We start from the raw sequence: 11,052 nt of genomic DNA, 5'->3' as shown, positions 1-11,052 counted from the left end.
CTTTACCGCACCGGGCGGGAAGACCCGCCTATCATCCTCTATGATTACCAGAGGACACGGTCGGGCGAGCATCCACGTAAGTTCCTGGATGGCTTCAAAGGTTACCTGCAAGTTGACGGCTACGCCGGCTATAACTGTTTGCTGAATGTTACCCTGGTAGGTTGCTGGGCTCATGCACGGCGCAAATATGATGAGGCGCTCAAAGCGCTGCCGGCTTCGGCACAATCCGTGTCAACAGTAGCCAAGGAGGGGTTGAACTTCTGTAACCATCTCTTTGCCATTGAGCGTGATTTAAAATATGCCACCGCTGTAGAACGCTATCAAAATCGCTTAGCGCGCAGCCAACCGGTGCTGGATGCTTTTTCGGCGTGGCTTAATTATCATTACGACCGGGTACTGCCCAAGAGTGCTCTTGGCCAGGCGATTATTTATTGCCTGAACCAGTGGGATAAACTAGTGGCATTTATGCAGGATGGCCGGTTGGAAATTGATAATAACCGCAGTGAGCGTTCTATAAAACCATTTGTGGTAGGTCGCAAGGCCTGGCTGTTTTCAAACACCCCGCGTGGGGCTACTTCCAGTGCTATTATCTATAGCATTGTTGAGACAGCCAAAGAAAATAACCTTAATCCTTTGTTTTATCTAAGTTATCTCTTCGAGAAGCTCCCCCTGTGTCAGAATAGTTGTCATAGACCTCTAAAAAAACTATAGTTAGTAATGTAAACAAGGAGGAAACACTATGACGAGATACAGTGAAGAATTCAAATATACAATTATCAAAAGAATGATGCCACCCCAAAACGAATCAGTTAGCGCCATATCAAGAGAAACAGGGAACACAAAGCGTCTCCTAAAGCCTGAGAGGCGCACATCTACTCGACCGTTTAAAGAAGGACGGCGTCATCTAGGGCCTCAGCATGCGCCTCCAGGTGTTCGCCAATTAACCGAAGTGAGCGACATAGACTTTGAGGCTCCCTGAAAGGAACCGTGCGATTTTTAATGTGTGGTTTGGGACACCGACTCAACCTTTGATTTCCTGTCCTTCCTTTTCTTCAGCTTTCTATTCATCAGGCTTACCAAGTTAGCAACAAAAACCCCGGCGGGTCCTGCCCGGTAAAAGTGAACTTAATGCTTGATGAGTTTTGCAACATTGGCGCCATACCAGACTTCAATAAGAGAATAGCCACCATGCGGTCCAGGGGGATAAGCTGCACCATAATCACCCAGTCGCTGCCCCAGCTGGAGAACCGGTATCCGTCAAAGCCTGGCAGGAGATCATCTCCTGCTGCGACAGCCAGCTGTTCCTCGGAGTGAACGTCAACCACACGGCAAAATACCTTTCAGACTCCCTGGGCGTGGGCACCGTGGATCAGAACCTTTCAGGTTGCCGCGTTCGCCAGATTCATCTTAACCCCCGGCAGTTTATTTATAGGTTAACCATTTCCACCGGAAATATATTACCCAAAAAACCTTTTTTTAGACCGCATGGCATTGGCCTACAAAGACCTGCTCTCATAATTTTTTAATCAAACATTACCTAAATAGGCCTTTACAATATCATCACTGTTCTTCACTTCGTCCTTGGTACCCGAAAATACTATATTTCCGGTCTCGAGAACATACGCGTAATCCGAAATGCTTAGCGCGTTATCGACCATCTGCTCAACCAGCAATATTGTTACACCCGTCTGTTTTATCTCCGTCAACAGTTTGAAGACATCCTTAACTATTATCGGCGCGAGACCGAGCGACGGCTCGTCAAGGATAAGAAGGTCGGGTCCCGTCATCAACGCTCTTGCTATTGCAAGCATCTGCTGCTCTCCACCCGACAATGTGCCTCCGATCTGCTTGCGTCTTTCCTTGAGCCTTGGAAAGCGGTCATACATTTGGTCCATTCGGTCACGTATCTTTTTGGCGTCCTTTTCCACATACGCTCCTAGAAGCATGTTCTCTTCAACAGTATGCTCCGCAAATATTTGCCTGCCTTCGGGGACAAGCCTTATTCCTTTACTGACGAGCCTATCCGGAGCTGTCCTGGTTATGTCCTCGCCCTTATACAGGATACTCCCTTCCTTTGACCGGTGGAGACCTACAATGGTGTTTAGTATCGTACTCTTTCCGGCTCCGTTGGCTCCCGCTATCGTTACAACCGAGCCTTTCTTTACATCAAAGGACACGTGGTGTACGACCTCTGTCTTGCCGTAAGCGATTGTTAAACTATCAACCTTCAGCACGCCGTCACCTCTTCTCCCAGATAGGCTTTCCTTACTACCGGATCCACGCTTACTTCCGCCGTAGTACCCTCCGCAATCTTCTTGCCGTAATCTATAACCGTTATATAATCAGATATGCCCATTACTATGCTCATATGGTGTTCGATCATAAGTACCGTTATTCCGACATCTCTTATTTTCTTAATTATCTCGGAAAGCTCTTCTACTTCCGTTTCATTGAGACCAGCGCAAGGCTCGTCCAGTACCATGAGTTTTGGCTTCTCGCATAGAGCACGGGCGATCTCCACCAGTTTCTGCTGTCCTGTTGAAAGGCTTCCGGGATCAAAATTTGACTTGCTTTCAAGGCCGATCAGTTTCAGGCAGTCGTAAGCTTCCAGATATGCTTCTTTTTCTTCTTTTCTTTTCTTGCGCGAATGGAAAATTGCGCCCGCTAAACCATATGTGTAGTATATTCTTCCGCCCATCGCCACGTTATCTATTACACGCAAGTCTTTGAACAGCCTGACATGCTGATATGTCCGGGCTATTCCGCGCTTCACCAAATCGAAAGGTTCCATTCCCGTTATATCCTCACCGTTGAATATAACGCTGCCTTCGCTCGGCTTGTCGATACCCGTTATCAAATTAACCGTGGTCGTCTTGCCAGCTCCGTTCGGTCCGATCAGGGAATGTACCGTACCTCTCTTAACCTCAAGGTCTAGGTTCCCGACAGCCGTAAGTCCACCGAATCTCCTCGTAAGATTCTTTACTTCAAGGATATTTTCAGGGCCATCCGCATTAACCCTGTATTTTTCAAAGCTTATCGGCGGCCTGTCGCCTAAATTTTCTATATGTCTGTTATCATCTATCGCCCTGAAACGTTCCTTTATTCTTCCTGTAATACCTCCGGGCATAACCTGCGTCAGTATGATGAGAAGCCCGCCGAAGACTATCTGCTTAAGGTCCGGTGACGCATTAAAGAATTCCGGTATTATCATTACGATGGTAACGCCGATAGCAGGACCGCTCAATGTGCCTGTTCCGCCTATAACGACTGTTAAAAGGATAAATATTGTCAGGTAGAATCCAAACGTGTCGGGACTGATAAATTCACTGTAGCTCGCGTAAAGGGAGCCGGCTACCCCGATGATCATCGAGCTTATGAGCAGCGCTATAACCTTGAATTTCCTGTTGTTTATACCTACTCCCGACGCCGCTATCTCGTCATTCTTGACCGCAATAAAATCACGGCCCCAATGGCTCTTGATCAGGCCCCATTCAAATAACATGATGAGAATCAGGAAGAAAAATATTACATAGTATTTTGCATAATCAGTGAGGTTCATACCGAATATGGACCATGGGGGGAGGAAAAATCCTGCCGCGCCATGCGTCAAAGAAGTCCAATCGTTGAGTATCCTCTGCACGATCTCTAAAATGCCGAGGCTTATCAGGGCAAGATAGTTGCCCTTTACCTTATATGCGGGCAAGGATATCAGAAAGCTGATCAGTCCGGTAACAACCATTGCCACCAGCATACCGACCAGGAACGGCATTTTAAGGGTCGTAACCGTTATTGCCGACGCATATGCACCGGCGCCGAAAATAGCCGCGGCGGAAAGGGTCAGCATACCGCAATACCCTGAAGAAATGTCATAACCGATCGACACAATGATGTAAATAAATAAAACTATGGCAAATCTCAAATAATAATTACCGGCCATAAATGGAAATGCCAGGCAAATGAACAGCAATGCCAGCTTCAGTATGGTAAACCACAGGCTATACTTTTTCCGCAGCGGACAAGTTTCTGTTGAAAAACTTGGCACTCATTATCCCCTCCGGTAAAAATATTATCACAATAATCATAATGACGAAGCTGATCGAATCCTTTATCCCGGCGGGGACAAATATACTTATGAAGGCTTCAATGAGACCCAAAATGAAGCCTCCGATAAACGCTCCTTTTGTGTTTCCAAATCCGCCCAGCACAGCGGCTGCAAATCCTTTCAGGCCGATTGAATAGGTCATGGTGTAACTGGCAAAAGTAATAGGCGCGATTAGTGCGCCGCCTATCGCCGCAACGGCTCCGGCCATGGCAAAGCAGGACAATATTATCTTTTCGCTCTTGATGCCCATCAGTTCCGACGTGGCCGGCCTGAATGCAACAGCGCGCACGGCCCTGCCAAACCGGGTCTTCTTTATTATCGTCTGGTATACAACTCCTATAACGACGGCTATGGTTATCATCATCAGCTCATGAAGCATGATGTTTGCACCAAAAAACGTTACCATTTTGCCGCCGAATAAATACGGAAACGCCTGCGGCTCGGTACCGAACAACATTCGCGCAATGTTGTCCAATATGATAGACGCCCCGAACAGTGTGATGATCCATCCTACATTATCCTGCAAATCTCCGAGTTTCTTAACGCACGTCTCATACATAACTATGTTCAGCACTATGCTGACGGCTATTGCCACGAATAGAGCGGGTATATAGCTGAGCCCGTATATTACCATCATCCACCAGCTTACCATTGCGCCCATCATTACAACGGAGGCGTGTGCAAAATTAACGATGCCTGTCGTAGAGCTAACCATTCCGATTGCAAGCGCCATTAGCGCGTATATGCTTCCGTTCGCCAAGCCGAATATTAACTGCTGCATCCTGTCATTCTCCTCTTTATTTCAGACAACGGTGTGACGATATTGGTTATTTGTCAACCAATATCGGCACACCACAATCTGATTTTAGATACGATTTTCTCTTACTTCGTAAAGGACCCTCTGATATAAACGTCTCCAAAGATTTTGTCCGTTGTTAACATTGGGTCTAACAGAACAGGCACTAGATCTTTTCCGGAAATGGCTTCATGATTTGTTGGTGAGAACCTATACGTGTCTGCAGTGCCGACTTTCAAGGGAAACTCGGAAATTTTTGTCTCTAAGGTATTTTTCACTGCGTCGGGATCGAAAGAACCCGCTGTTTCAACCGCCCATTTATAAAGATAGACCGCTTCGTAGCCGGATGCTACCATCTGGGGAGCGGTGGTTCTGCCGCCGGGTCCGTATTTACCATATTTTGCGACAATCTTATCATAGAGTTCCTGACGCGCTTTATCCAGCTGAGTTGCGCCGGCAGCTTTGTCTACCGACCAGAAGCCGGTAATCGTATAGCATCTGTCAATGCCGTCTCCGGCAAGCTCCCTGAAGTTCGGCAGAGAGAGTCCTGTATAGCCAAGATAAATCAATTTGTCCATATAACCGATTCTTGAAAGCGCGGAGACTATTTTCGCGCCATCGGCACCCAGGGTCCAGGCCAGTACGCAGTCTGCGCCGGCTTGTTTAATCTTCTCTGCAACAGGCGTCATATCGGCATCTCCGGATTTATATGTTATTGCTTCTACCGGCGTGATTCCGTCTGCTTTGCAGGCTGCTTGCAAAGAGGCTATTCCATCATTCCCCAGGGCGGTCGTATCGCCGAGCAGCACGATCTTTTGGAAACCGGCTTTTTTGGCGATATTTACAAGGGCCTCAGCCTGTACCGGACTCGGGAAGAATGTTCTGAAGGTATAAGGATATTTTTCAACATTGACAAGCGGAGTGTTGGTTGCAATGTTAAGGATCTGAATAATTTTGTTTTGGTTGACATAATCTTCAGAAGCAGCAACGCATGTTGAGTTCGGCTGGCCAATCATCATCTGAACTTTCTCTTTATCGATCAGTTCTTGAACCGCAGTCTTTGATTTTGTCGGGTCAGCTTCATCGTCGCGAGTTACAAATTTAATGGTCTTTCCCATAATTCCGCCGGCCTTATTGATTTCTTCAATGGCCAGTTCGGCACCCTGCTTAGTGGCTATTCCCATCGTAGCCGACGGGCCTGTCATTGGTCCGACATATCCCAGTACTACTTCGCTGCCCGCCTTCCCCGCAGTATCGCCCGGCGTTTTGGAAGCGCATCCGCCCAGTACTAACATCATCATCAAAACTATTACCAGTACTGCGATGATAGGTTGATTTTTCCTCACCATTTTTCCCTCCATTTCATTTTTTATCATATCGGATAAATGCTACTGATCATAACATTTATGCCTTTATGATCAGTTAAAAAAAAGTCTACATTAATTAACAGAAATTACTGAATCAAATTAATCTTCTATTTATATTGATCAGTTACATGATTATGGCAACTTTGTCCTTAAGCCTGCAGTTCACCCGGCTAGATACTCCCGCCGCTTACGATAAGGCACTGAGCGGAGATAAAACTTGCATCGTCACTTGCCAAGAAGGACGCTACGCTGGCTATTTCTTCCGGCTGACCCAGCCTTTTGAGCGGTATAAGCTTCATATGTTCGGCAATAATCTCTTCCGGTACCGCCCTGTACATGTCTGTGTCAATAAATCCCGGGGCAATGCAATTAGCCGTAATATTCTTTGGCCCTCCCTCCTTGGCGAGTGTTTTTGTGAAGCTAATGATGGCACCTTTTGAAGCTGAATAATTTGCTTGACCTGCGAGTCCAAACGCTGATATAGACGCGATGTTCACAATCCTGCCGTAGTTTTTATCACGCATGATCGGTACCACATATTTGCACGTATGATATACACCGTAGAAGTTAACATTTATTACGGAATCCCATTGTTCATTCGTCATTTTGTGGAACATGGAATCCTTTGTGATGCCCGCATTATTTACCAGAATATCGATAGTTTTGAATTTTTCCATTGTAATTCTGATCGCATCGGCTACCTGCTGCTCATTGCCAACATCACACTGGATCCCAATTACTCTTTCTCCGGTAGGATCAATAGACTTGGCTGTTTGTTGTGCGGCATCCAAATCAATCCCTAAAATAGAAACCCCTGCCGCGCCATCTTCAATAAATCTTTTTACTATAGCCTTGCCAATCCCTTTCTCTCCTCCCGTTACGATTGCATATTTTCCGCTTAATTTACCCATTTTTTACCTCCACATTTTGTTGCGATACTTTTAAAGACCCATTTAACAAAACTCATTTTCGAGAACGCATGAGAAGCCCTGTCCACCACCGGCGCAAAATAAAATAAGAGCTCTCTTCAAATTGGCCTCTTGCATGTACCGCACCGCCCTTGCGGTGAGAATTCCGCCCGACGCCGCATTTGGATGCCCGATAGCAATTGCTCCTCCGTTCGGATTCACTTTTTCGGGGTCAATATTTAATTCCTTGATACAAGCAATAGACTGCGCCGCAAAGGCCTCATTCAGTTCTATAAGATCGAAATCATCGATTTTTAGTCCCGTCTTCTGCATAAGCTTTCTTGTGGAATATACGGGTCCGATGCCCATGATGTTGGGATCACAGCCGGCTGCGACAAATGCGGTTACTTTGGCCAGTGGCTTCAAACCGTACTCATGGGCCTTTTCTTTACTCATGAGCAGCACTGCAGAAGCGCCGTCGTTCATAGGAGAGGAGTTGCCCGCGGTAACGACCCCATCCTTTACCATAACAGGTTTCAGTTTGCCCAGTGCCTCCAAAGTGCTGTCTCTGCGCACGCATTCATCCCTGTCAAAAATTATGGGATTCCCTTTTTTCTGGGGTATTTCTATTGGGAATGTTTCTCCTTTGAAGAAGCCTCTATCCCATGCCGCCGCTGCCTTTTTATGACTGTTCAACGCGAATTCGTCACATTCTTTCCTTGTAATACCATATTTTTTGGCAAGGTTCTCTGCGGTAATAATCATCGGCGGGTCTCCCACAACATCGGATGAAATTTTTAATGGCGCCATCTCCAAAGACGTGGGATAAGCGGAATCGGGCTTTTTGATCATAAACGGCTGTTTGGAATAGCTCTCACAGCCACCAGCCATTACCACTTCCGCTGCGCCGGTCATGATCATGGTAGCCGCTAACGCGACCGCATTAATGGAGCTGATGCACTGTCTGTTAAGGGTAATTGCCGGAACCGACATTGGAAGCCCGGCTTCTAGCAGTGCAATCCTGGCAAAATTCCCATAATTGTAATTAAACAGGTTGGCATAAATCACATCATCGATTATCACAGGGTCAATTCCTGCTTTTTCGATAACCTTTTTCATCGTCATGCCGGCTAAAGTAGTAGGTTCAAAAGAAGCAAGCGCTTGCCTGAACTTTCCTATCGGTGTTCTGACCACCTCCACAATTACAGCATCCGTCAATTTGTTCATCATAAGTCACTTCTTTCAAAAAATAGTCAGTTTTACAATAATACAGATGACGATATGTCAACCGGTAATACTAATTGTTCAACGTAAACTGTGGAAACTCTATTTTCTTTCCTTCCAGCGCGGCAGCAGTGATATGACTTATTTTTTTTACCGCGGTCGCGTCTTTCCAATATAAGTCCTGAGAGTTTAGATATTTCCTGAACTGACCCGGTGGAATAAATACGTGTTTGGCAAATACCCTGTTAAAATGTGTAATATTCACAAAACCCGTTTCCTTGCTTATCTGCGCCAATGGCAAGTCGGTATAGGAGAGAAGTTCCACCGCCTTTCGGACCCGAATAATCATAAGGCATTCGAAAATAGTGACAGATGTTTCTTTCTTAAAGAGACTGCTGAGATGACTTTTTTTCAATGATGCGTGGGCAACAATATCATCTAACGACAGACGTTCCTTATAATTGTCCTCTAGAAATCTGATTGTATCCCTCACCGGCGCAGAATAAGCTGATACCTCTATATATTTAGACGATGTGGTTTTCTCGTGCCTTGTCTTTTTAGTCAGCTTGAAGAGAATCGCATAAAGATATGTAATCATTATCTTCTCAGATTTTGGTGTTGAATTGTTTTTCTCGTCCAAAATTTCTTTTAGAAGTTTTCCCGAAAAATCGTCGTTCTGCACCAGAATACCAACATCGGAGCACATTTCCATCAAGCCCTTGGAAAATGAAGAGAACTTTACTTCGAAATAGTAGCCCGCCTCGCTGCCTGTCTGGGTAAACGTATGGACGCAGTTTGCCGGGATCAGAATCGTATCCCCTGCGCCCGCCTTGAACGTACGGCCTCCGACGGTGAATTGGTAACTGCCCCGGACAATATGATTTAACTGATAGAAAGGATGCGTATGCGGTTGATAAGTAACCCCCGCGTCCATTTTTGACAGTATCGCAATTAATATCTTGATTTCCTGATGTATTTTAATACCCCCTCCCATGGTCATGTTAGTTTTGATCTATCATTTTACCTCAAAGCAGATTCGGGACATTTCCTTGAGGTCCTCCGCGATCATTGGCTTAAAATCCAGCAGGTCGAGAACATCCTTCTTAATATCGAGACCCGGGGCGATTTCGGCCAGCTCGATCCCGTTTTCTTTAAGTTTGAATACACAGCGTTCGGTAATGTAAAGGATTGTTTTATGATTTTTAAACTCCACGCCCGCATTCATCGTAATGCACTCTACATTTTTCACGATTTTCGTTTCTTTTCCGACATAGGGAACCAACTTGCCGTTTACGGAATTATAGCCTGAGCCCCGCATGAAGGTGAAGCAGAATACCAGCTTCTTTGCGGAATGGACAATGAAATTAAAGCCGCCGACGCCCGCAAGATATGGCCCTTTTCTACAGACGTTCACGTTTCCGGCCGCATCCACCTCCAATGCTCCCAGAAAACCGATATCAAGCCCGCCGCCCTCGTAAAACCTGAACTGGGTCGCCTGATCATAGACAGAATCCGCATTCATGGAGACTCCGAACACCGATGGAAGCTGTACGCCGCCTATGATACCGGTCTCGGTCGTCATAACGACGGAACTCATATCGATTCCGAGATTTATCGCCTCGCCGCTGATCATCTGCGGGATCCCGATTCCGATGTTAACTACGGCATCCGGATACAGTTCCATTGCCGCCCTTCTTGCAATGACCTTCTGCGCGATGTCTCTTTTCCTGACGCCGTTTTTCGTCTCGTTGTCCAAAATTACCCGCATTTCTTCCTCGCTACATCTCTTTTCATTTGAGAAATACGGACTGTAAGGAAGGTGCGGGGCCGTCTGTACATGGTCGGGATCGACAATGATCGCGTCCACGAGGAAATAGGGGATGTGGACAATGTGCGGATTAAAGTATTCTTCCTTCAGGGCTTTTACGTATACGATTACCTTGCCGCCGTTGTTCTTTGCCGCCATAGCGGAGGCCAGGGCATCGTTAATTGAGGGCTCCGCTTCAAGCGTTATATTGCCCTTCACGTCCGCATAGCTCGCCTTCAGCACGACGACGTCCGGCCGGATCATTTTATACCAGAGGTATTCCTCGCCGTCCACGACCCTAAGTTCAACCAGATCCTCCGTCTCTATCCCCTCGTTGAGCTTGCAGCCCCCGTAGCGTGGATCCTGCTGGGTACGCAGTCCGACCTTCGTAAGATATCCGTCCTTGCCGGCAATGTATTCGCTCATCATGATCGACAGCACGCCCTGGGAAACATTGTACCCCTCTATCTCGTTGCTCCTGATCATGGGTAGCAGAGGCTGATGGTAGCCCATATGTCCGCCGATCACACGCTTCAGGAGCCCCTTATGGGTTAAATGTTTAAAATAATTAGGTTCTTCCGCACTTTTGGTGCTAATTAGCAATGTTTATCCGCAAAGGGAAACAAGTTTTTTCGGATTTATAAAGCAAGGAGAACCCGTTTGCGAAGTAAATCAAACTTTGCCCTGCCAAACATTAAGCGTTTAATTAGTTTTAAACGATTATTGATTCCTTCTACAGGCCCTTGGCTCCATGACTCAGTCAAGCCAGCAAAGATAGCAGCATAATCTTTATTTAGAGAAACGGCAAAACTCTTGAGTTCAGGAATCCCGCTTTTATGTACGGCATT

General features: G+C 46.3%; 11 protein-coding genes and 1 pseudogene. 3 read left to right on the top strand and 9 right to left on the bottom strand.

Annotation, left to right across the window (positions count from 1 at the left end; genetic code table 11):
• The 3 genes and pseudogenes from tnpC to H569_RS23225 form a co-directional block, all read left to right on the top strand.
• Nucleotides 1-711 (top strand): IS66 family transposase (gene tnpC / locus H569_RS20750; protein WP_114679316.1); only part of this gene is annotated, 711 nt, incomplete at its 5' end.
• A gap of 28 nt (nt 712-739) precedes the next feature.
• Nucleotides 740-979 carry a hypothetical protein gene (locus tag H569_RS23230; RefSeq protein WP_027365893.1) on the top strand — a complete coding sequence of 80 codons (240 nt, stop codon included), beginning with the start codon at nt 740-742 and terminating at the stop codon, nt 977-979.
• Between the two features lie 140 nt (nt 980-1,119).
• Nucleotides 1,120-1,526, top strand: a pseudogene (locus tag H569_RS23225) (TraG/TraD/VirD4 family protein).
• On the opposite strand, the gene H569_RS0116455 reads toward H569_RS23225, so the two are convergent.
• The 9 genes from H569_RS0116455 to H569_RS0116415 all read right to left on the bottom strand — a co-directional run.
• Complete coding sequence (locus tag H569_RS0116455; protein ID WP_027365890.1) at nt 1,527-2,234, bottom strand: ABC transporter ATP-binding protein; 708 nt, start codon at nt 2,232-2,234, stop codon at nt 1,527-1,529.
• Complete coding sequence (locus H569_RS0116450) at nt 2,228-4,042, bottom strand: branched-chain amino acid ABC transporter ATP-binding protein/permease (RefSeq protein ID WP_027365889.1); 1,815 nt, start codon at nt 4,040-4,042, stop codon at nt 2,228-2,230. The genes H569_RS0116455 and H569_RS0116450 overlap by 7 nt, the downstream gene beginning before the upstream one ends.
• Nucleotides 3,996-4,883: a branched-chain amino acid ABC transporter permease gene (locus H569_RS0116445; RefSeq protein WP_027365888.1), complete on the bottom strand. Its 888-nt coding sequence runs from the start codon at nt 4,881-4,883 to the stop codon at nt 3,996-3,998. Before H569_RS0116445 ends, H569_RS0116450 begins: the two co-directional genes overlap by 47 nt.
• A 101-nt stretch (nt 4,884-4,984) precedes the next feature.
• Nucleotides 4,985-6,247: an ABC transporter substrate-binding protein gene (locus tag H569_RS0116440; RefSeq protein WP_169726482.1), complete on the bottom strand. Its 1,263-nt coding sequence runs from the start codon at nt 6,245-6,247 to the stop codon at nt 4,985-4,987.
• A gap of 188 nt (nt 6,248-6,435) precedes the next feature.
• Nucleotides 6,436-7,176 carry an SDR family oxidoreductase gene (locus H569_RS0116435; RefSeq protein ID WP_027365886.1) on the bottom strand — a complete coding sequence of 247 codons (741 nt, stop codon included), beginning with the start codon at nt 7,174-7,176 and terminating at the stop codon, nt 6,436-6,438.
• Nucleotides 7,177-7,218: 42 nt separating this feature from the next.
• A complete protein-coding gene (locus H569_RS0116430; RefSeq protein WP_034631080.1) occupies nt 7,219-8,400 on the bottom strand; it encodes a thiolase family protein in 1,182 nt (393 codons plus the stop codon).
• A 70-nt stretch (nt 8,401-8,470) separates the two neighbouring features.
• Complete coding sequence (locus H569_RS21500; protein ID WP_081411085.1) at nt 8,471-9,397, bottom strand: AraC family transcriptional regulator; 927 nt, start codon at nt 9,395-9,397, stop codon at nt 8,471-8,473.
• 15 nt (nt 9,398-9,412) lie between these two features.
• The gene (locus H569_RS20740; RefSeq protein WP_051273718.1) at nt 9,413-10,807 is read right to left on the bottom strand and encodes a CoA-transferase; all 1,395 of its coding nucleotides are present in this window, start codon (nt 10,805-10,807) and stop codon (nt 9,413-9,415) included.
• Between the two features lie 35 nt (nt 10,808-10,842).
• On the bottom strand, nt 10,843-11,052 hold a 210-nt coding region (locus H569_RS0116415; RefSeq protein ID WP_034631078.1), incomplete at its 5' end, for a transposase.

The sequence above is a fragment of the Desulfotruncus alcoholivorax DSM 16058 genome, assembly GCF_000430885.1.
Classification (GTDB): domain Bacteria; phylum Bacillota; class Desulfotomaculia; order Desulfotomaculales; family Desulfallaceae; genus Desulfotruncus; species Desulfotruncus alcoholivorax.
Note: the sequence above shows the minus strand (reverse complement) of the source record. Positions and strands in the feature narration are given on the sequence as shown.